The organism is Treponema sp. UBA785 (assembly GCF_002297065.1).
Taxonomy (GTDB): Bacteria; Spirochaetota; Spirochaetia; order Treponematales; family Treponemataceae; genus Treponema_D.
On the sequence record NZ_DBJD01000006.1, the window covers coordinates 1 to 21,881 of the forward strand.

The 21,881-nt window shown below is 41.1% G+C and carries 15 protein-coding genes; 7 read left to right on the plus strand and 8 right to left on the minus strand.

Going from position 1 to position 21,881, the window contains the following annotated elements:
- On the minus strand, positions 1-577 hold a 577-nt coding region (gene serC, locus B2X33_RS00385; RefSeq protein WP_296666626.1), incomplete at its 3' end, for a 3-phosphoserine/phosphohydroxythreonine transaminase.
- 352 nt (positions 578-929) lie between these two features.
- Here serC and sppA point away from each other — a divergent pair.
- The gene (gene sppA, locus B2X33_RS00390) at positions 930-1,769 is read left to right on the plus strand and encodes a signal peptide peptidase SppA (protein ID WP_296666630.1); all 840 of its coding nucleotides are present in this window, start codon (positions 930-932) and stop codon (positions 1,767-1,769) included.
- Positions 1,770-1,788: 19 nt separating this feature from the next.
- On the opposite strand, the gene B2X33_RS00395 is transcribed toward sppA, so the two are convergent.
- A complete protein-coding gene (locus B2X33_RS00395; RefSeq protein ID WP_296666634.1) occupies positions 1,789-2,400 on the minus strand; it encodes a winged-helix domain-containing protein in 612 nt (203 codons plus the stop codon).
- 18 nt (positions 2,401-2,418) lie between these two features.
- Complete coding sequence (locus B2X33_RS00400) at positions 2,419-3,129, minus strand: rhomboid family intramembrane serine protease (protein WP_296666637.1); 711 nt, start codon at positions 3,127-3,129, stop codon at positions 2,419-2,421.
- Between the two features lie 80 nt (positions 3,130-3,209).
- On the opposite strand from B2X33_RS00400, the gene B2X33_RS00405 reads away from it, so the two are divergent.
- Positions 3,210-3,479: an ACT domain-containing protein gene (locus B2X33_RS00405; protein ID WP_296023290.1), complete on the plus strand. Its 270-nt coding sequence runs from the start codon at positions 3,210-3,212 to the stop codon at positions 3,477-3,479.
- A 131-nt stretch (positions 3,480-3,610) separates the two neighbouring features.
- On the opposite strand, the gene B2X33_RS00410 is transcribed toward B2X33_RS00405, so the two are convergent.
- From B2X33_RS00410 to uvrC, 3 genes are all read right to left on the minus strand, one after another.
- Positions 3,611-4,474 (minus strand): hypothetical protein, encoded by an 864-nt coding sequence (locus B2X33_RS00410; RefSeq protein WP_296666643.1) that lies wholly within the window; start codon positions 4,472-4,474, stop codon positions 3,611-3,613.
- A 2-nt stretch (positions 4,475-4,476) separates the two neighbouring features.
- Positions 4,477-5,232 (minus strand): class I SAM-dependent methyltransferase, encoded by a 756-nt coding sequence (locus B2X33_RS00415; protein WP_296023283.1) that lies wholly within the window; start codon positions 5,230-5,232, stop codon positions 4,477-4,479.
- Positions 5,233-5,464: 232 nt separating this feature from the next.
- Positions 5,465-7,465 carry an excinuclease ABC subunit UvrC gene (gene uvrC, locus B2X33_RS00420; RefSeq protein WP_296666648.1) on the minus strand — a complete coding sequence of 667 codons (2,001 nt, stop codon included), beginning with the start codon at positions 7,463-7,465 and terminating at the stop codon, positions 5,465-5,467.
- Between the two features lies 1 nt (position 7,466).
- Here uvrC and B2X33_RS00425 point away from each other — a divergent pair, with 1 nt between their 5' ends.
- Both B2X33_RS00425 and B2X33_RS00430 read left to right on the plus strand, forming a co-directional pair.
- Positions 7,467-8,990, plus strand: a complete 1,524-nt coding sequence (locus B2X33_RS00425) for a fibronectin type III domain-containing protein (RefSeq protein WP_296666653.1) — start codon at positions 7,467-7,469, stop codon at positions 8,988-8,990.
- A 32-nt stretch (positions 8,991-9,022) separates the two neighbouring features.
- On the plus strand, positions 9,023-10,765 hold the full coding sequence (locus B2X33_RS00430) for a tetratricopeptide repeat protein (RefSeq protein WP_296666656.1): 1,743 nt from the start codon (positions 9,023-9,025) through the stop codon (positions 10,763-10,765).
- On the opposite strand, the gene B2X33_RS00435 is transcribed toward B2X33_RS00430, so the two are convergent.
- Both B2X33_RS00435 and murJ read right to left on the minus strand, forming a co-directional pair.
- Entirely contained in the window at positions 10,762-11,907 is a 1,146-nt protein-coding gene (locus B2X33_RS00435; protein ID WP_296666658.1) for a M24 family metallopeptidase, read from the minus strand. The two genes, B2X33_RS00430 and B2X33_RS00435, sit on opposite strands and share 4 nt — an antisense overlap.
- An 88-nt stretch (positions 11,908-11,995) precedes the next feature.
- The gene (gene murJ / locus B2X33_RS00440) at positions 11,996-13,690 is read right to left on the minus strand and encodes a murein biosynthesis integral membrane protein MurJ (protein WP_296666662.1); all 1,695 of its coding nucleotides are present in this window, start codon (positions 13,688-13,690) and stop codon (positions 11,996-11,998) included.
- 109 nt (positions 13,691-13,799) lie between these two features.
- Here murJ and B2X33_RS00445 point away from each other — a divergent pair, with 109 nt between their 5' ends.
- From B2X33_RS00445 to B2X33_RS00455, 3 genes are all read left to right on the plus strand, one after another.
- Positions 13,800-15,578: an adenylate/guanylate cyclase domain-containing protein gene (locus B2X33_RS00445; protein WP_296666665.1), complete on the plus strand. Its 1,779-nt coding sequence runs from the start codon at positions 13,800-13,802 to the stop codon at positions 15,576-15,578.
- Entirely contained in the window at positions 15,557-17,068 is a 1,512-nt protein-coding gene (locus B2X33_RS00450; RefSeq protein ID WP_296666668.1) for a hypothetical protein, read from the plus strand. The genes B2X33_RS00445 and B2X33_RS00450 overlap by 22 nt, the downstream gene beginning before the upstream one ends.
- Positions 17,069-17,311: 243 nt before the next feature.
- Entirely contained in the window at positions 17,312-21,874 is a 4,563-nt protein-coding gene (locus B2X33_RS00455) for a 2-hydroxyacyl-CoA dehydratase (protein WP_296666670.1), read from the plus strand.
- Positions 21,875-21,881 lie beyond the last annotated feature (7 nt).

The following is a 21,881-nucleotide window of genomic DNA, read 5'->3' on the forward strand; positions in this document are numbered from 1 at the left end:
CGCCTGCGAACAAAAGCCCGAATTTTGAGACATCGAGCGGCTCAGACAAAACACAAGAAGAAATATCCGCAACGAGCGGAATATCGCCTGTGTCAGGAAGATACTCGTAATGAGTTCCCATAATCGTGTTGTTCATGCAGATGTAAACGTAGTCGTAATCGCCTGAAACTTTTTCAACGCGCGGAATATAAGAATAATTTTTGTCTTTTGAAGACGCGATAATGTCAACTTCAACGCCGAGCTTTTTCGCCTCTGCCGCGGCTTTTTTTGCCCAAACGCCAGTCTCAATGTAAGCCGCTTTTTTGTGGTGAATTCCCAAGTTTTCTGCGACCATCGCAAACTGTGTCGAGCCTCCGCCCTGAACAAAAAGAACCTTGTAATTTTCAGGAACGTTCATCAGCTTTCGGACCATCGCCTCTGCGTCTGCAATAATCGGCTCGTAATCCTTTGAGCGGTGGCTCATTTCCATGACCGACTGGCCGCTTCCATTGTAATCGAGCATTTCTGCCGCGCACTCTTTCAAAACATCTTCCGGCAAGCAAGAAGGACCAGCACTAAAATTGTAAACTCTTGACATTCGTCTCCACCTCATCGTGATTTTTGATTCTTTTTTGGGCGTTTCTCTCGCTTTCGCTCGAGCCGGGCTATTCGGGGTTGCCATTGGCTTTCGCCAACGCTTTGCGCCCCTTCTATCCCTAACGCGGATTTTTTTGTGAAAATATTCACAAAAAATTGTACAAAAAGTTTAGGTAATTCTGCGGTTAAAGTCAACAAAAAGCGGAAAAAACACTGGCTTTATTGTGAAAAAAATCACAATAAGAAAAAAAATAAGAATTAGCGCCGAATTTTGGGTAGTAAACATTTTAAACTTTTTATATGCTGACTTTGTTATAAGATTGTGTTGCAAACTTTTTATGGGAGTGTAAAAAATGGCTGGAAAAACGGTCGCAAAACTTGTTATTGACGGTGTTATCGAAGAAAAAAACGAAACTTACAATCAAAAATGGATTCTTGAGCAGATAGAAGATATTTCGGAAGACAAGGCTAATGCTGGATTATTGCTTTTTATCGATTCTCCTGGAGGCGGAGTTTATGAATCTGACGAAGTTTTTGAAGCTGTTTTAAAATACAAGAGAGAAACCAAGCGTCCTGTCTATGCATATTTTGCTTCTCTTGCGGCAAGCGGCGGTTATTACATTGGCTGTTCTGCCGACAAAATTTTTGCAAACAGAAACACTTTGACTGGTTCAATTGGTGTAATTGCCGGACGTTTTGTTGATTTAACCGAACTTATGAAAAAACACGGAATAAAAAGCGAAACGGTTCATGCTGGACGAAACAAGGTTATGGGAAGTTTTACCGAACCCGTAACCGAAGAGCAGAAAAAAATCATGCAGTCGATTGCCGATGAGTGTTACTGTCAATTTACTCAGATTGTGAGCGAAAGCCGCAAGCTTGATATTGAAAAAGTTCGTGAACTTGCGGACGGACGCATTTATACGGCAAATCAGGCGAAAAATAACGGGCTTGTTGACGATGTAATGAACTTTGAAGAAGCAAAAAATTTGATTTACACGGAAGTTTTTGGCAATAAAGACTACAAAAAAGACTTGGAAGAATACAAATACAAGCCAAAGCCTTCTCTTGTTAAAAAATTTTTAAAGCAAACTTCTTTTAGCTTTGGAAAACTTGACTCTTTGACGGAAATTGCCTTAAAAAGCGCAAAACTTCCTTTTCCTGCGTTTTATTACGATTCGCAGCGATTTTAGCTTTGCAGTTTTTAGTTTTTTACAGAAGGTTTGCCAGAGATTTTTCTGGAGAGGCATTTTCTAGCCGAAAATTTTCTGGCACGGTAAGCACGGCATTTGTGTAGTTTACAATTCCTTTTATGCCGTAGCTTACGAGCCTGTCTGTCATTTTTTGAGCCATTGAGTCGTCAACTGTCAAAATTGCAAATTCGATTTTTTTCTGCCTGATTGTTTTTTCGAGATCGAGAGTTGGAAAAAGCGGAATTTTAGATTTTATAAGTTCTACGCGGTTTTGGTTTGAGTCGAAGCCGGCAACTAGAGCGAAATTTTCGTTTAAAAAGACGGAATTTTCAAGAAAAGCCTGTCCGAGATTTCCAAGTCCGACTATGCAGAAGTTGTGTTTTTCACCGCTGCTTTTTATAAGTCCAAGATTTTTGTCTATTTCGGTTTTTAAGGATTTTAATTCGTAGCCGTTGCTTTTTCCTGTGTGCAGTTCCAGAAGAGAGATGTCGCGTCTGATTGTTGCTTCGCCCCAGCCTGTAAGTTTAGCAATTTCTGCTGAAGTTATGTGTATTTTTTCTTTTGGCTGTTGAGAAAGCAGGTTTGAAAGTGTTAGAAGTCTTTTTTTTGACGGCAAAGGAAGTTCTTTCATATTTTATTTTTTTTGCTTTTAGAGTTGAACTGTTCCGATTACTGTTTCGTCGCTGTCTTTTTGGGCAGAATTTTTGTAAGAATTCTCAGAAGACTGTTGTTGCGGCTGTTTTTTTTGCTGAGTTTTTGTTTTGGAATCGGCAGTTTTTTGAGAGCGCGCTGTTTTTGGCGCAACTAAAAATCCAAAAAGCGAACCGCAAAGTCCGCCGGCAATGTGCGCGATTGTCGAAACATTGGAAGCCGACGGAGAAATAAATTCTTTTAGGACAAAAACTGCGATTAAGAAAATAAAACTCAGAGGCAGCTGATTTTTTTCGATTGTGCTTATCGAAGCGAGCAAAATAAGCATAAAAGCGATTCCGCTGGCTCCTAAAAGCGAAGACGGAATAAAGCATGCGTTAATCATTCCTGTTACAAAGGCTGTAACTGTCAGCATAAGCGCAATCATTGCAGAGCCATATTTTTCTTCCATAAGCGGTCCGATTAAAAGAATGAATGTTAGGTTTCCGAGGAGATGCGCCGCGTCAATATGGCCGAGAACGTGAGTAAAAAGCCTTACGTAGCTGAACGGATAGAGCCAGTCAAAATTTTTGTTGCCGGGAACTGTAAAAAGTAAAGAAATCAGTTTGTGTTTGAAGATAAAATAATCGGCAAGAAAGATAAATGAGCAAAAAATCGAAAATGTAAGGCTGACAGGTGCGTTGTAAGAAACGCGCAAATGTTTTTTCATATTTAGTTTGTCGGAATTTTAAGACGTTGGATTAAGTTTTTTTGATTGCCAAGAAACGCCGGTTTTTATAAAATGAAAATATGAATGCTATTATTACAGTTGTTGGAAGTGACAAAGTTGGAATTATTGCTGAAGTAAGCGCATTGCTGGCTCAGCACAAGATAAATATTGCGGATATTACACAGACAATTCTTTCTGGAAATTTTGTAATGATGATGATGGTGAGTCTTGAATCTGCTGATATTTCAATTGACGAGCTGCGCAATATTTTGAGCGAGACAAGCAAAAAAATGCACGTTGAAATCAACATCATGGCGGAAAAGGTTTTTTCGTCAATGAATAGAATTTAGGTTAAAAACAATTTTTGCGTTAGCGCTGGCAGCCCCGAAGTTGCGCGGCTTTTAGCCGCGCAATGAGCCACGGATGTGGCGAAGGGCGGACATAGCGACCCTAAGCGCAGCGCAGGGAAACGCCCTTTTTTTTAGAAATAGACACGGCAGCCTGCGCTTATTCCGTTCCAGGTTTTTGTTGGCTTTAAGTTTTCTGAATTTCCGACTTCGAGGAGTTTCCAGCCGGCAAAAAGTTCGTAGCGCTGAAGAAAAATTCCTGCCGAAAGAAGAGAATCCCGTAAATAGACATTTTCATCAAATTCTTGCCAGCAGAATTTCCACTGGAATCCGAGCGGTTTTAAAGGATAAAAGCGGAAATCCATTCCAAGCGCAAGTCCGTTGCTTTTTAAAACTTCACTTATGTTTCCGTACCATTTTGACCATTGGACAATTCCCGTAATTGTTATTAAATTTGACTGGAAAATTGAAAGATGGGCTCCAAGCCGAATGTTTCCGTAAGTTTCGTCAAGAAAATTGTCTTGTTCCGAGATTACAAGGTTTTCAAAATAAGGTCCAATAATCGGGAAAAAAAGTCCTTCAAAACAAAATTCGTTTCCTGTTCCTAAATCTGCCAGATAAAAAAATGAATCTGAGGCTGAATATCGGTTTGATTTTGTTTTTGCTTCTGGATTTGTTTCTGTTTCTGCCCATTTCATGTAGGTTAAATTTTCATATTTGTATGGAAATGATGTGTAGCGTACGGTGCAGGTGTTGTAATACCATAGAACTCCGGCAATTTCTGCTAAAAAAGTGATAAGCGAATTTTCTTCTGAATCTGGGCTAGAAGAGCTGACTGATTTTTCTTCTTCTTCCTGCGTTTCTGTTTCCGAGCGGGAAGATTCAACTGCCGAGCTGAATTCTCCAGAAAAAACAGGCTGCAGCTGAGATGTAAAAAATATTGAAATGAACAAAAGAGATATAAAATTGTTTTTGTAAAATTTAAAGAACTTTTTCATTTTTATTTTTTTGCCACAATTACCATTGTCCGGGCTTTTTCGTTATAAGGGCTAAAATCAAAATCTCCGTAAACTTCTACGGAACTAAAACCGATTCCTGTCAAGATCCGCTTTAACTCGATTCCAGAATATAATCTCTGCACAAACTCGTGCTCTATTCTTTGACCGGTTTCGTTGTCGATTAAAATCCATTTTGAGCGAAGTCCTTCCCATGCTCCTTCGACGTGGAATTCTGTCAAGACGGTTTTTCCGGCACGTTCAAACCATTCGCCTTCGGTAAAATACAGGATTGCAGTCTCGCGGCTCAAATTTTCCAGAATAAACCAGCCGCCGTCTTTTAAACTTGAATAAATATTCTGTAGAATTTTAACGTCTTCTTCGATTGTGTCGCAGTAACCGAACGATGTGAACAAATTTACTGCGCAATCAAATTTTTTACCGGACGAAAAACTGCGCAAATCTGCTTTTATAAGGCTGAGTTTTACGTTTTCGTCTTCGGCTGTTTCTTTTGCGGCGTCGAGCTCGCTTTGAATTATGTCAACTCCGGTTACGTCCATTCCGAGCAATGCCAGTTCAACGCTGATTCTTCCAGGCCCGCAGCCAGCGTCCAAAATTGCGCTTCCTTTTTTTAAGCCGGCGATTTTGCAGACTGATTCGGCGACTGCCGGAGCTTCTGCCCAACGGTTTGCATCGAACATAATCGGAGCGTAATTATTCCAGAAATTTTCGTTTTCAAACCACTGTTTTTTTTCTGACATTTTGTCCTCTCCTTATAAAAAACTTGCAACGCAAACTGTTCAGAATTTTTATTTTTGCAAATTTCCTGTTAATTTTAGGAATTATATCATAAAATTTGAGGAGCTCATATTGCTTTTAAGCCTTGAAAGCGGATATAAAAAACATTTGTCCGAATTTCCTGCTTTCCGCAATTCCGCTGTCCGCTTCATCCGGCAAAGCCGGACGCTTCGCGTTGCTTCAATCAGGGCTGCATTATGGTTCTGCAACTTTTAAATCAAGAGCGGCAGATGCCAGCGCTTTTGTGTACGAATTTTCTTCCCCGGCTGAACTGTAATTTTCATTGTTCAGTCCACGGTTTAAAACCATTTTTTTGCTTCTTTTTGCTTCTTTTTGTTGCTGCGCAAGGTTTTTTGCAGACAGCAGAATTTCGCCGGCTTCGTCCGCCCTTATGTGCAAAAGTTGCGCAATCTGCGATTCTTCGGTTTTTGCAAGGTTTTCGATTGTTGTAAAAGTTTTTAGAAGCAATTTTTCTCTTTTTTCGCCAATGTGCGGCAATGTCGAAAAAATGCTCACTGTGTTTTCTTTTGTTCTTAAAGTCTGGTTTCTGCTGGTCGCAAAACGGTGTGTTTCATCTCTGACGCGCTGCAAAAGCCTTAGAGCGTCGCTTTGTTTTGGAAGGCGGATTGGTTTTGAGGTATGAGGCCGCCATATTTCTTCGTCGCGTTTTGCAAGTCCTGCAATCGGAATATCAAGATCAAGCGCCTTTAATATTCCATCAACTGCATTTACTTGGCCTATGCCGCCGTCTATTAAAATCAAGTCCGGCAAACTTTCATTTTCATTTTTGAGCCGGCTGTAGCGTCTTGTCGCCGCTTCGCGCATTGATGCAAAATCGTCAATTACGCCGTCTGTTGTCTTCAGACGGAAATATCTGTAATTTTTTTTGTCGGGATTTCCTTTCCAAAAACTGATAAGAGAAGCAACTGGAAATTTTCCGCCAATGTGGGCAATATCGAAACCTTCGATTCTGTCTGGAATCCGTGGAAGTCCGAGAAGTTTTTTCAATTCTTCAAGGGCCGGCATATCCCCGCGTTCCCTCAGTCTCCGGATAATGTCTTCGTGGGCGTTGTTTTTTGCCATGTTGAGAATTGCTGCGTGCCGTCTGTTTTCGGCAGAAAAACGCCTGTCGTCCTGGGAACATTTTACCGTCACAAGCTTTGTCTTCGGTTTTTGAGCCTGTTTTTCGTCCGGCTTTAAATTTTCCAGCCATTCCCCCAAAACCTTCGAGTTGTCTTCTTCGGAAATAAAAACTGAAGGCGGCAAGTCTGCTGTATCCGAATAATATGCGGCTGCAAATTCTTCAAGAAGCTCATCGTCATCTGCAATGCTTTCTACCCGGAAATTGTCGCGCCCGAGCAGTTTTCCGCCACGGATTTTTAAGACAGTAAAACTTACGAGTTCGCCCTCGCGCCAGTGAGAAATGTAGTCGCGGTCATCCACCGAAGCAAAATCTTCGACAAGATTCTGGTTTTGCATGACGGTCAAAGCGCGCAGTCCGTCGCGGATTCTTGCGGCTTTTTCAAAATTTAGCGAAGCGGCAGCGGCTTTCATAATTGATGTCAATTTTGCGGCAGTTTCATCACCTTTTTCCTCAAGCAAGGACTTTATTTCTTCGATAAATTCATTATAGGAATCTTTATCAATTTTTCCGCAGCAAGGCGCTTTACAACGGCCGATGTGGTAATACATGCAGGGAGCTGTTCTTTTTTTGAATGTCCGGCAATGTCTTACAGGATAAACTTTGTAAAGTGTCTCTATAAAAGTTTCGAGGGCTCCTGAATCAGGATACGGTCCGTAATAAATTGAGCCGTCTTTTTTGATTTGCCGCGTCTTGAAAACCCGTGGGAATTCTTCATTCGTAATTTTTAGCGAAGGATAGGATTTTCCGTCTTTTAGTTGAATATTGTAGCGCGGCGAATATTTTTTTATAAGGTTGTTTTCGAGAAGAAACGCCTCGTATTCGTTTGACGTGGTTATGTATTCAATCGAGCTTGCGTTTGTCACCAAAAGTTGAACTTTGATGTGGCGCTCACCGGAAAAATACGAAGAGAGACGGTTTTTTAGGTTTTTGGCTTTGCCGACATAAATGACAGTTCCTTTTTCGTTTCGCCATAAATACACACCGCTGGAGGAAGGTGCTTTTAGTGCGGTTTCGTGAAGAATTTCATAGGCCGGATTAACTGAAGTATTCATTATGAGTTTTATGAAAAAAAATATATTAAAATTGAGTCTAGCATATTTTGCTTCGGCTTTTGTGCTTGTGTCAACAGCCGCCGCTTCAGAAAAAACTTTGGTTCTTGGCGGAAAAAACGGCTGGAATGATTTTTTTATAAAAAAAGGAATTACGACAGGACAGGGACGTTTTGGTTTTGATGCTCTCCAGCTTTCTTCTCAAACTCAAATTGTCGACGTAGATACAGAACTGTTTTTACTTTTTGAAAACGGAAAAATTTCGGATTTTGATGGAAAAGGAAATTATAAAATAATAGAAAATAATCTTTTGCCTGTAAAAGACGCTGCAAAAGGAAACGGAGCCGCTTTAAGCCGCGGAGAAAAAAAAGGTTTGGTCTTAAAAAAAGATACATCGCCTTTTTCCGGAAGCTATGCTCCTGGAAGCTCATTTTCGGTCGAATTCTGGATTTCGCCGTCGCTTGCAGAAAATGGCGAAAAAATTTATTCATGGCAGACTTCAATAAATTATTCAAAATACACGGATTTTCAGACGGTTAGCGCTGTTTTTTTGAACAATCGGATTGAATGGAGATTTTTAAATGTATTTCCGGGGCTTTCTGAGCGCGAAGTTGTCTTAAAAGGCTCAACTCCGGTGATTCCTCAAAAATGGAGCCGTCATACAGTAAGTTTTGATGAGGAAACCGGATGTCTTGAATATCTTGTTGACGGAAAAACCGAAGACATAAAATTTATAACTTCGACTCGCCACGAAAGCGGAACAGTCTGCACTCCAGTCATTGGGAAAAATTCAACAATCGAAATCTGTCCTTCTTTTACCGGGAAAATTGACAGCATATGTATAAAAAATGCCGCTTATAAAGGCGATGAAAATATTCTCGCAAGCGGAAACGAAGCTTTTAAGGCGGAAGGCGGCCGTTTTGAAACAAGGCCAATCCTTGTAAGCCGCGCCTCAAGTTTTGACAGCCTTGAGGGAATCGTAAGTGTTCCTGCCCAGACCGAATTGAAATTTTTTGTGCGTGCTGGCGACAATTGCTACGGCTGGACAGAAAATTATCCTGAATGGAAAGAAATTTCGCTGGACGAAAAAATAGAAGGCGTTAGCGGACAATATTTTCAAATTGCTTCCGAACTTTTGCCGGACGGAAATTGCCAGCAAACTCCGAAAATTACGGAATTGACCGTAAAATATACAGAACCCGAAGCTCCGCTTCCTCCGTTTTTTGTAAAGGCAGTTCCCGGCGACGGCGAAGTTACTTTAAGCTGGCGTTTTTCGATTGACGACAATGCCGGCGGCTACTATGTTTATTACGGCTCAAAGCCGGGAGAATATCTTGGCAGAGCTGCAGTTGAAGGAGTTTCTCCTGTGAATGCTGGAAATTCAACTTCAATTACGCTGACAGGACTTAACAACGGAACGATTTACTATTTTGCGGTTTCGACATATTCAAAACTGGATGAAAACATAAACGGCCAGCTTTCCAATGAAGTTTTTGCCCGTCCAGCAAAACGGCTTGCAAAAAAATAAATTCCGCTGACTTAACTGACTGGAGAAGATTTATGGTCCCAAATCAACTTTTGCTTTCGAGGGCACGTTCTGCAACTTTGGCGCGAGATTTTGATCTTGCCGCACGCCTTTACCGCCAGCTTTTGCGAGAAGACAGAAACAATGTTGAACTTTTAAAACAGCTTGGAAATCTTTACATGAAAAGCGGCCGGGATGACCTTGCTCTTCCTGTCTTTAAAAATATAGTTGAGCTTTCAAAAGGCGATTTTGACTCTTTAATAACTCTTGGCGGAATTTACCGGCGTTTAAAAATGTACGAAGATTCAATCGCCATCCTTGAACAGGCTTTGATTTTTGACAGCGACAATCCCCAGGTTTCATACAATCTTGGTTTTACCTACAAAATTATGGGCGACACGGAAAATGCAATCAAATGTTTTGAAGATACGATTGAAATGAACCCGGAAGATGTTCTTGCTTACAATCATCTTGGAACAATTTATGCTCAAAAAAATGAACACGAAAAAGCCGTCCAGTGGTATTTGCGCGGGCTGAATGTCGACTCAAACCATCCAGTTCTTTTGCTAAATATTGCAAAAAGTTATGAAGAACTTGGAGATTATAAAAAAGCCTGCGAGTCATATTCCAGGGCTTTGCGTTCAAAACCGCTTTGGAATGATGCAGTCGGTGGATTTTCGCGCCTCCTCGTAAAAATAAATCGCGCTCAAGAAGCTCATGAACTTGTAAAACGGGCGCTGTCGGTCAACCCAAATGACGAAATTCTCGAAGAAAATTTAAAATATGTGGAAAAATTTGTTGAAAAAAACAAAGATGATGAAAATCTGGACGGAAACAAAATTCAGCCGGAAAATCAAGAATCCGCCTCAGAGAAATTAAATTTAAACGGCGAAAAATCTGATTTTGAAAAAGAAAGTCAGGACGAAGAAAATGCCGGAATTCAGCCAGAAATTGAATTAGAGCAGACCGAAGAAAATCTTGCGGAGAAAAAAACGGAAGACGAAACTTTGGCGGAAGCAGAAAATGAAGAAGACGAAACCGAAGAAAATTCTAGCCTTGACGAATTAAAACTCGGTGATGATGAAAATTTTGATTTTGAAACTTTTGGTCAGGAAGATTTTGAAGATGAAGACATTCCCGAACTGGAAGAAAATGGGCAAGATGAAGAAAATGAACCGGAATTGACGGAAGAAAAACAAAATTCGCCAGAAGAGAGTCCGCAGAAAATTCAGCAAGCCGCAGGCTTAAAACCTTCAGAACAGCCAGCCATAGAAAAGTTGCCGGAACTCGAAAGTTTTGATGATGAAGCTCAAGGTTTTTCAGAATTTGAAAGTTTTGACGATAAATCTCAAGATATTCCAGATGGAATTTCTGTTTTTTCTCAGGAATTAGAAGCTATTGAACCGTTTGATTTTCTTGAACCGGAACCTGTTGAAGAACTTCCTCAAAATCCAAAACTTGCGCTTTTTATAAAACTTCGTGAGCTCCTGGAATTCTTGCCTGAAGAAAAAAAATGCGAATTTCAGACCAGTGAAACCCGCATTCTCCTTGATTTTGTAATTTCCCGGCTTTCGGGCAAAAAAGGTCTTTTTGAAAAGGCAAATGAGCTTATTGAAGGCGGTTTTGTTCAGCCTGCCGGACAAAAAATCGGACAAAGTTCATCTTCTCGACAGCTTTTGTCCGACGGTTTTAAAGTCGTAAAGGAGCTTTCTAACAAAATTCCAGATAAAAATCTTGTTTTCGCAATGGAAAATTTGCTCAAAAAAATTCCTTTTTAACGGTAAATAATCTTGCTGTGAGTAATTACTTCGTTTCCGTCTTCGGTAATAAGAACATCGTTTTCCAGACGTGCGCCGCCAAGTTTTGAATCATAAAGTCCAGGCTCAAGAGTGACAATCATTCCCGGCTTAAAAACAAGGTCGTCGCTCTGTTTTGCGCTTACCCGTGGAAATTCATGGATTTCAAGTCCGATTCCATGTCCCAAAGTATGAGGCATTTCGCGCTTTGCTTTTTTGAAAACTTCGTCAGCAACAAGACCTGCCATTTTGATTTTTTCACCATTTTTATAGTAAGGCAGAGCTTCTTTTGCGGCTTTTTCTACAAGTTCAACAAGTTTTTTCTGTTCATCGGTTGCATCTTTTACAACTGTGAGTGTAGTGTCGGAAGTGTAGCCTTCAAAAACAACTCCAAAATCAAGAATTGAAAGACCTTTTCCAGGCCATGGAGCGCTTGTGTAGCCTGGAAAAGCGTGAATTGCAAAACTTCTTGAAGAACCTGCGGCCAAAGTGTCAAAACCGTTTCTTTCGCAGCCGTTGAGCCTCAATTCTCGTTCAATCAAAAGCGAAACATCCATTTCTGTTTTGATAGAGCCGTCATCAATTCCATTTTCGATTTTTTCGATTATCATGTCTCCGACTCTTGCCGCTTCTTTTGTACATTCAATCTCGTATTCATCTTTGCAGGCGCGCAGAGAAAGCACATAGTCATGAACAGAATTTTCTCTGCACAAAACGTCCCAGCCTTGCAACGCGTCTACGTACTTTAAAAACAGCGGATATGGAGTTGCAGGCGAAACTTCAACTTTGAGGCGCGGATCATTTTTTTTGAAAGACTTTAAAACTTCCCGAACGGCTTCAATATTTTTTCTGTCATACTTATTATATGGAACGATTTTAACATCAACGCTTCGCTCTTTTGCAAGATTTTCGTCCCAAGGAACAAGCGCATTTTTTCCATCGCTAGAACAAATCCAAAGCGCGTCCGAAGGATGTCCGGTAAAATAGCGGACGCTCAAGTCTCTGCGGCCTTCGGTGTCCTCAAAAACCGCCGCAGTGATTTTGTTTTCTTTCATAAATGCAAAAAGTTTTTCACGTCTGGCAGCATATATTTTTTTTAATTCATCTTTTGTGTAATTTTTCATTTAGAATTATCTCCCTAAATCAAATTGTATTTTAACATAAATTTTGTTTTTGTTCGGACGGTTTGTTTATTGAAAACTGTTCTTCAAATTATTTTTTTACTTTTTTTAGAACCATATTTTTAGCGCTTGCAAGCATAGGATCTTTTGTTATAAGCAAAAGTAAAATTCCTGCAAAAGCAAAAACTATTGCTGTCAAAATTACTGCTCCTCCAAATTCTACAAATCTTCCGCGGCCTGCAAACAAAGCAGATGTTGCGTTTTTAACGAGAATTGCCGGAACTGCTGCAATTATCGAAAGCACGGCAATTTTTAGCGAATACAAAATTGTTCCGCCGACAACGGCTTTTACGTCAATCTGTTCATTTTTTTTAAGAAAAACAAAAAGCAAAACGGAATTTGCAAGGCTTCCGAGGGTGAGCGCCAGAGCAATTCCTCCTCCGCTCATAGGTTTTATCAAAATAAGCGCAAAAATCATATTTATTGCAAGTCCAAAAATTCCTGCCAGAGTAGGGGATTTTGTGTTTCCCTGTGCATAAAAAGCAGGAGCGACAACTCTGTTCATTGCAATAAAAAAAAGTCCTGCAATATGAAATCGAAATGCCGCAAGAGTAAGATGAACTGATTCATCATTAAAATTTTTCGATTTATAGACAAGAGAAATAATTTCTTTGCCACATACAAGCGAATAAAAAGTTACTGGAATCGAAATCAGAGCGATAATTTTGATTGCCTGCGAAAGAAGCCTGTTAAAATTTTCCCATTTTTGTGTTTTTGCAAGTCCGCTCAAATCCGGCAAAATTACGGTTCCAATCGAAACAGCAAAAATTCCTAGAATCAGTTCTTGAAGGCGCAGACTGTACTGGAGAGAAGAAACTATTCCTGTTCCTGCTTTTCCTGCAAGAGCCGTCGAAATCACATCATTCAGCTGATAAGCAGCCATTCCAATTACTGTCGGACCTACAAGCGCAATAACTTTTTTAGTGCCAGGGTTTTTAAACGCTTTTTTGAGCGAAGTAAAATGGCAAAACCAGCCGGTTTTTATTACAAAAGGAAGCTGAAAAATTGCCTGGACACAACCGCCGATCAAAACTCCGAGCGACATTGCGCGGGCTGCCATTTGTGCGCGAAGTTCTGCGCCGGCGACATTTTTTGTAAGGATCGGAGTAAAAATATAAGTGCAGGCAATTACAATTGAATTAAAAAGAACTGGAGTAAAACCTGAAGGACTGAAAATTTTTACGCCATTTAAAATTCCCTGAAAAAAAGCTGCGACCGAAATTACAAAAAGGTAAGGAAACATTATTCTCGTAAGAAGAACTGCTTCCGCCGTTAAAACAGAATCCGACGCGTCTAAAAAAAACGGAATAATCAGCGGAGAAAACGCGATTCCAAGGATTACAACAACGGTTGTGCAAAAGCTTATGAGTGTTATTGTTGAATTTAAGAATTCCTTTGTTTTTTTTAATTCGTCCGAATTTTTTCCAGAATCTGCAGAATCTTCAAGATACCCTCGAAAAGTCGGAATAAAAGCGACAGAAATTGAGTTTTCGGCAAAAAGTCTTCTCAAAAGATTTGGAATCATAAAAGCAATTCCAAATGCGTCCGCAAATTTTGAAGTTCCTAAAAAAGAGGCTTTTGTCATTTCGCGGACAAGTCCTAAAATTCTTGAGCAAAGCGTAAAAAATGAGAGAGAAAGCCCGGATGCAAGAAGTGATTTTTTTGTATTTGATTTTTTTTGTCCGGCCGCAATATTTTTTGCAGGAGAATTGTTTTCTGTATTCATACTTATAGAGAATATATTTTTAACCTGGTGTTTGCAATGACATTTTTTTATTCGTTTTCTTGCGCTTTTAAGATTGCGGTTTTATACTAAAAACTGGGGAAAATCTAAAATGTCCAGAAAACAATTTTTTCAAAAGGTCGGCCAGACAAGAATTGTACCAATTTCCTTAAAAATTGTCGCAGTTTTTACAGTTCTTTTATTGCTTTCAAATTTCACAACAAATACAATCAATCTACTTTTGAGCCAAAAGCAAATTATCAATTTAAACAATACGATTATGGTGAGCCAGCTCAAAGATTTGTATTCAGCCGCAGGAAATCAATATCAGATTTTTTCTTTTAACGGCGAGAGACAGACTTGTATTGAAGCGTTGAAGAGCGTTTCAAAAAAAGGCTTTGATTTTCCAAAGAGTTTTGCGGCTGCAATCGACAGGCAAGGAAACATTCTTTTTGAAGTTTATGCTGACGGCACAGAAACAGACGAGCAGAAAATTTTTCAGGCTCAGCTTGACGACGCTCAGAAACCGGAAAATGTAAATTCTGGCGAAACTGAGCAACAAGAAAAAAAAGACTACAGTTTTTTTGACAAAGCTGCTCTTGCCCGGATAAATTCAGATTATGAAAATGGAATTTTTGACGGTTCTTTGAATTTTGAGACGGAAAAAGGTTCGTATTTTGGAGTTTACAAATATCAGGAAGACTGGCAGTGCTACTTTATCCGAGGCGAATCCCGCGCAGACACAAATCATTCGACTTTTGTCGTTCTTGCCGTAATTTCACTCATAATTTTTATTCTTCTGGTTGCTTTTCTAATCGTAGGTTTTAAGGTTTTTGGAAAAATTCTTGCAAATGTCAAAAAAATCACGAGCAGCCTTTACCAGATGCAGCAAAATCAAAAACTCGAAACAATCGATTTGTCTTCTTCTCCAAACGATGACATAACTTATCTTGCGGCAAGTTTTAATTCACTTTCTTCGACAATCAGCAATCTTCTTGGAATTTTTCAAAAATTTGTTTCTAAAGACGTTGTGGCAAAAGCTTATAACGAGCATCAAATTCGGCTTGAAGGAAAACGACGCAACCTGACGATTTTATTTTCAGACATAAAAAGTTTTACTTACAGAACGGAAACTCTCGGAAACGACATAATCGACCTTTTAAACGTTCATTACGACCGTGTAATTCACGCTGTCCATGAAAACTGTGGAGTAATCGGTTCAATTATCGGAGATGCAATTCTTGCCATTTACGGGACTGCTTCTTCAAAGAAAAAATCCTTTGAGGCTGTGGAGTCGGCCTGGAACATTACAAAACTGACGGCGCAGCTGCGCGAAAAAATGATTCTTCGCCGGACAGAAATCGAAAAAGAACGGACTTTGACCGAAGCCGAAGACCGGGTTTTTAAGGCTGTTTTAATCGACGTTGGAGTTGGAATTGACGGCGGAAACGTCTTTTACGGAAATATCGGCTCAGACGAGCACATGACAAACACTGTAATCGGCGACAATGTAAACTCAGCAAGCCGTCTTGAAGGTTTGACGCGAATTTATCATCTTCCTGTAATCTGCTCTGAATACGTAAAAAACGAAGTTGAAAGTTTTTCGGACAAATACACATTCTACGAAATTGACACTGTTCAGGTAAAAGGCAAAACAGAAGGAAAAAAAATATTTTTCCCTGTAAGCCTTGAAGAAGGCGAGCCTGAGCTAAAAACAAAATTTGGACTTTTCGAAACCGCGCTTTCTGCCTATTACTCAGGCGACTGGAACTCGGCCAGAAAATCATTTAAAGACTGCGGACTTGAAGCAGCTCAGGTCTTTTTGGAAAGAATGGGCAAGCTCAAGGCTCCTGACGGCTGGATGGGAATATGGACAATGACAACAAAATAAACGAACTTCAGGAAGCTAAAACTCACAAAGAAGTTCAGCTTTTCTTAAAAGACGAATTAAAAAAATTAAGTTACTCAAAAGCGGCGCAATACAACCTCGAAGAAGAATATGCGCGTACAAAACAGCACAAAAACCGTTCTGTAGTCATAATTCTTTGCGTGTGCGCCGTTGTCGTAACCCTTTTAGTTGCCGGACTTACGCTTTTTATTACTTCTCAAAACAGAAAAATCAAGGTTAATATCGACACTTTCAACGATTTAAATCTTCGTGCTCTTCTCAATTCTGCCGGAAGAACAGAATCTCTTTATGCAAACGCGCTTCAGGCAAAAGAAATGCTCGTTTCTCAGCGCGATGACGAATTGAACGCAGCCGACCAAAAACGCGAAAATGATTTATATGTTTTGCGTACAGTTTCAAAAGTTTCAAGCAAAGATGCAATTGCCCGAAAAACCTTGCAAATTCAGGAAGAATACAAAAATTCTGTAAAAAGCATACGCGGAAAATACGAGCCGGAAATTCAGGCCGCCGACGCAAAAATTGCAGAAATTAAGGAAAAACTTTCAGGCTACGACCCGCAAAAACTTTCTGCAGCCCAGGCAGACGAAGCTGTTCTCGACAGCCAAAAACAACTAAACGATATTCAAATTCGAAACCTCGAAAAAAAATACCAGAATCGCATAAGTGAATTAAAAACTCAGATGATTTTGCAGCAACGCGAAGCCGTAAAACAGCAACGCGAAGCCGTCGAAAACGTCAGAAAAACATATCAGGCAAAAATCGACCTTCTCGACCCGGACGCACGCAGCCAGTCTGCGCTTCAGGACAAGATAATTTTAGAAACGGGAATTCCAAAAAATGCGGTATCAACAGCCGCAATCCAGTTCAATTCTCGTTTTGAACCTTCAGAATATCTTTCGCAATTCAAGTCGCCGTCAGAAGTTTTTTCTTCTTCCGTCAAAAATGCCGCAGTTTATCTCGACGACTTAAACACGATTGCCAACCGTTTTTCAACAATTCCTCTCGAAAACACAATCCGCCATTACGTTCCGGCAATGCAGCGTCTGGCTTTTTCGATTACGACAGAAATGGCGCAGGCTCAAAACCAGATGCAGACTCAAATCGATGGCTTAAAAACAAAAATTTCACAAAAAGATGCCCAGATTTCAGAATTTCAAGACGCTTTTGAAGAAATTTGCCTTTCAGACAAAACATTCCCGGCCCATGCTTGCATAATCAATTCTTCGGACAAGAATAATCTAAAACTTTATGTTGCAAATTCAGCCAAAGACCTTGTTTCGCCAGAAATTCAAACTTTTGACGCGCAAATTCGCGACGGAAAACGCATTCTTTGCGAACTTACAGTAACAAAAAACGCCCAAAACTATACCGCCGCTCCAAAAAATACAACAAAAAACTTTAATCTAGACGTGCTTTCGGCAGGAGCGCGCGTTTATTTTGTGATTCCAGCGCCAGAAAATCAAAAAAAATAAAATTTGGACGGCATTTTTTGCTCTAACCTGCTTTCCGCCGTTTCATTCGACAAGTCGAACGCTTCGCGCGGCTGCAATCAGGCGTAAGTTTTTTGTAAAAACATTCAAATTCTACTATAAAAGCGGCAAATTTGCCTAATCTGTTGAATTTTCAAAATATAAGTGCTAAATTTATCAGAAGCTTAAAAATAAAAAATTTTATAACTTTTCATATATATACATCCGTAAAATTTGAGGTACTTGATGGAACTTTCCAATGTAAAATTTACTCCTGCGTCAACTCCAATCCGTATTGGTATTGATGTTGGCTCTACAACTGTAAAAGTCGTTTGTCTTGATCAAAACGATAAAGTGATTTACGGCGATTATCAGCGCCATCGTGCAGACATTCGCAATACAATTATCACGGTTGTTACAAAGGCTCTGGAAGAAGTTGAAAAAAAACTGGGTGAGAACAATACTGTTTCTGTAAAAGTTACAGGTTCTGGCGGTCTTTCTGTTTCTCAGTGGCTTAATATTCCTTTTATTCAGGAAGTAGTTGCAGCCACAACTGCTGTAAAAAAACTCATTCCTCAGACAGACGTTGTGATCGAGCTTGGCGGAGAAGACGCAAAAATTACATATTTTACCGGCGGTGTTGAACAGCGCATGAACGGAACTTGTGCCGGCGGTACTGGAGCTTTTATTGACCAGATGGCAGCTTTGCTCGAAACCGACGCGCCAGGTCTTAACAAGCTTGCGGCCGGTTACGAAACAATTTATCCGATTGCCGCCCGCTGCGGTGTTTTTGCAAAAACTGACGTTCAGCCGCTTATTAACGAAGGCGCCCGCCGCGAAGACATTGCCGCTTCGATTTTTCAGGCGGTTGTAAACCAGACTATTTCTGGTCTTGCCTGCGGCAAACCAATCCGCGGAAATGTGGCGTTTTTGGGAGGGCCGCTTCACTTTCTGGATCAGCTGCGTCAGCGCTTTATCGAAACATTAAAGCTTACTCCGGAAGAAACAATCGTTCCTGAAGATTCTCAGCTTTTTGTTGCTGCCGGAGCGGCATATTCTGCAGAAAAAAAACTTTCATGTGTAGGAGCAGAATCTCCAAAACAGTTTTTGACTATTGCTCAGTTTAAGGACAGCCTTAAAAATCTCAATGGCGCGGAATTAAACGAAGTTCAGCGCCTTGAACCGCTTTTTAAGGACGAAGAGGATTTAAGAATTTTCCGTGAGCGCCATGCAAAGGACAAGGCAAAGCGCGGAAAACTTGCAGATGAACACGGCCCTCTGTTTCTCGGTCTTGATGCCGGTTCAACTACAACAAAAGCCGTTCTCATCAATAAAAAAGGCGAAATTCTCTGGGATTTCTACGATGTAAATGCAGGAAATCCTGTCGAGCTTGCTGTCCGCGTTTTAAAAACTCTTTATAAAATTTTGCCGAAAGACTGCTATATTGCGCGTTCTGTTTCGACAGGTTATGGCGAGGCGCTTTTCCAGGCGGCTCTCGGAGTTGATGCTGGCGAAGTAGAAACAATCACTCACTATCGCGCCGCGGAATTCTTTGTTCCTGGAGTTGAATTTTTGCTCGATATTGGCGGTCAGGATATGAAGTGTCTGCGCATGAAAGACGGCGCAATCACTTCAATTCAGTTAAACGAAGCTTGTTCTGCCGGCTGTGGTTCATTCCTTGCAAATTTTGCAAATTCAATGAATCTCGACATAAAAGAATTTGCGCAAAAAGCTCTTCTTTCTAAAAAGCCAGTCGATTTGGGTTCCCGCTGTACTGTATTTATGAACAGCCGTGTAAAGCAGGCTCAGAAAGAAGGCGCTACAATCGATGACATTTCTGCCGGACTTTCATATTCGGTAATCAAAAATGCGCTTTTTAAGGTTATAAAATTGCGCCGTGCCTCAGAAATCGGAAAAAAAGTTGTTGTTCAGGGCGGAACTTTTTACAATGATGCCGTTCTCCGCGCTTTTGAGAAAATTTCCGGTGTCGAAGTTTTCAGGCCGGACGTTGCAGGTTTGATGGGCGCTTACGGTTCAGCATTGATTGCCTACGACCAGTGGTGCGATTTGACAGCTCCAAAGCCTGGACAGGAAAAAAACTGGACTCCTCCAAAGGTAGTTTCAAACATTGCGACTCCAGAACAGCTTGATTCATTTAAGGTTGAGCTTGAGCTTACTCGTTGTGGCGGCTGCCAGAACAACTGTCTTCTTACAATCAATACATTTACCGCAGGAAACGACAAGCGCCAGTTTATTACAGGAAACCGCTGCGAAAAAGGTCTTGAACGCCATAAACTTAAGGACACAAAAACTGTTGACGGCTCAAACAAAGAAAACACCGGTGTTGAAGAATCTTCCATTGAGCTTCCAAACCTCTTTGACTGGAAATACAAACGCCTTTTCAACTATTATGTTCCTCTAAAACCGGAAGATGCTCCTATGGGAAGCGTTGGAATTCCTCGCGTTCTCAATATGTACGAAAACTATCCGCTTTGGTTTACAGTTTTCACAAAATTGGGATTTCAGGTAAAACTCAGTCCTCGCTCAAATAAAATGATTTATGAACGCGGAATTGATTCCATTCCGTCTGAATCTGTATGTTATCCGGCAAAAATCAGCCATGGCCATATCGAGTCGCTCTTAAAAATGGGATGCAAATTCATATTCTATCCTTGCATTCCTTACGAGAAACAGGAAGATGCGGGCGCCGGAAATCATTACAACTGTCCGGTTGTAACTTCATATCCGGAAGTTTTAAAACACAACCTTGACAACGTAATAAATTCAAAAGATTTGCTCTTTTTAAATCCGTTCCTGCCGATTTACGACAAAACCCGTCTCAAAGAGCGTTTTTATGAAGAAATTCACACTTATTATCCGGTTTTGACAGAAAAGCAGGTTTACGATGCCATTGACGCCGGCTGGATTGAGCAGGAAAAGTTTAAGGCGGACACTCAGACGGCGGCGGAAGAAGCGCTTGAGCAGCTTGTTGTAAGCGGCGGAAACGGAATTGTTCTTGCGGGACGTCCTTATCACCTTGATCCGGAAATCAACCATGGAATTCCGGAAATGATTCACGGACTTGGCCTTGCTGTCTTTACAGAAGATTCAGTTGCGCATCTTGGTTCTGTTGAGCGTCCTCTTCGCATAGTTGACCAGTGGGTTTACCACAACCGTCTTTACCGCGCCGCCAATTTTGTCGCAGGAATGCCGAACCTTGAGCTTGTGCAGCTTACTTCTTTTGGCTGCGGTCTTGACGCTGTAACAGCCGACCAGGTTGATGAAATCATGAAGGCAAAAAGCCGGATGTACACTCTCATAAAGATTGATGAAGGCTCAAACCTTGGAGCCGTAAGAATCCGTATCCGCTCTCTTATTGCCGCCGTAAAAGCCCGTCAGCGTTCTCGAAAAAAGGTGACGATAAAATCTTCTGCTTACCAGCGCGTTGTGTTTACAGAAAAAATGAAGGACGAATATACAATTCTCTGTCCTCAATTGTCGCCGATTCACATGAGGCTTCTGGAAGCGGCGTTCAAGTATTCTGGCTACAAGCTTGTTGTGCTTGATGCGGTCGATCCAAAAGCCGTAGACGCCGGACTAAAATATGTAAATAACGACGCCTGCTATCCGTCGATTCTTGTCGCCGGCCAGATGATGCACGCGCTCGAAAGCGGAAAGTACAATCTCAACAAAACCGCCCTTTTAATCACGCAGACTGGCGGCGGCTGCCGCGCTACAAACTATATCGGTTTTATCCGCCGTGCCTTGAACGATGCAGGCTGGGGGCAGATTCCTGTAATCTCTCTCAATACAGTCGGACTTGAAAAAAATCCGGGCTTTAAGTTTACTTTGCCGCTTGTTCACCGCGCAATGATGGCTGCTTTTATCGGCGACCTTTTTATGCGCGTTCTGTACAGAGTCCGCCCTTACGAAGCTGTTCCAGGAAGCGCAGACGCTCTTTATGAAAAATGGAATGAGAAGGTTACAAAACAGTTAAAATCGCTTTCAATTTTGGGCTATCACAGAATGATCCGCGGAATTGTGCGTGATTTTGACAAGCTTCCGATTCTTCCGGTTAAAAAGCCTCGGGTTGGTGTTGTAGGAGAAATCCTTGTAAAATTCCATCCGACAGCAAACAACGACCTTGTAAAAGTAATCGAAAATGAAGGCGCGGAATGTGTAATGCCGGATCTTATGGATTTTGTCTACTACACAATGGCCGATGGAAAATTCAGGCACGAAGAGCTCGCGTTCCCTAAAAAAGAAGAAAAAACCGGAAAACTGATTATTAAGCTGTTGAATTTCTACAGATATTACATAAACCGCTGCCTAAAACGCAGCCGCCGCTTTACAACTCCGACCAACATTTGGGAGATGATGAAATCAGTTGAAGGAATTTGCCAGATTGGAAACATAAGCGGAGAAGGCTGGTTCTTGACCGCAGAAATGATTGAGCTTATTCATTCCGGGGCGCCTTCAATTGCCTGCGTCCAGCCTTTTGCCTGCCTTCCAAACCACATTACCGGAAAAGGCATGATAAAAGAGCTGAGAAGGCATTTTCCTCAGTCGAACATCAGCGCAATCGACTATGACCCTGGAGCTTCGGAAGTAAACCAGCTGAACCGCGTAAAGCTTTTGCTTTCTAATGCGCCGATTGGAAAAAACCCGGACGAAATGAAAAACGGAAAAATTTGGACTAAAAAAGGTCCGGTTGATCCGGTTTTGCAGTATGCTTCTGGCGGAAGCCAGTTTGTTGACGATGATCCTGTCGACGCAAAAAATCTTGTGCCGGCAACAACTGCCGACTAAAAGCGCA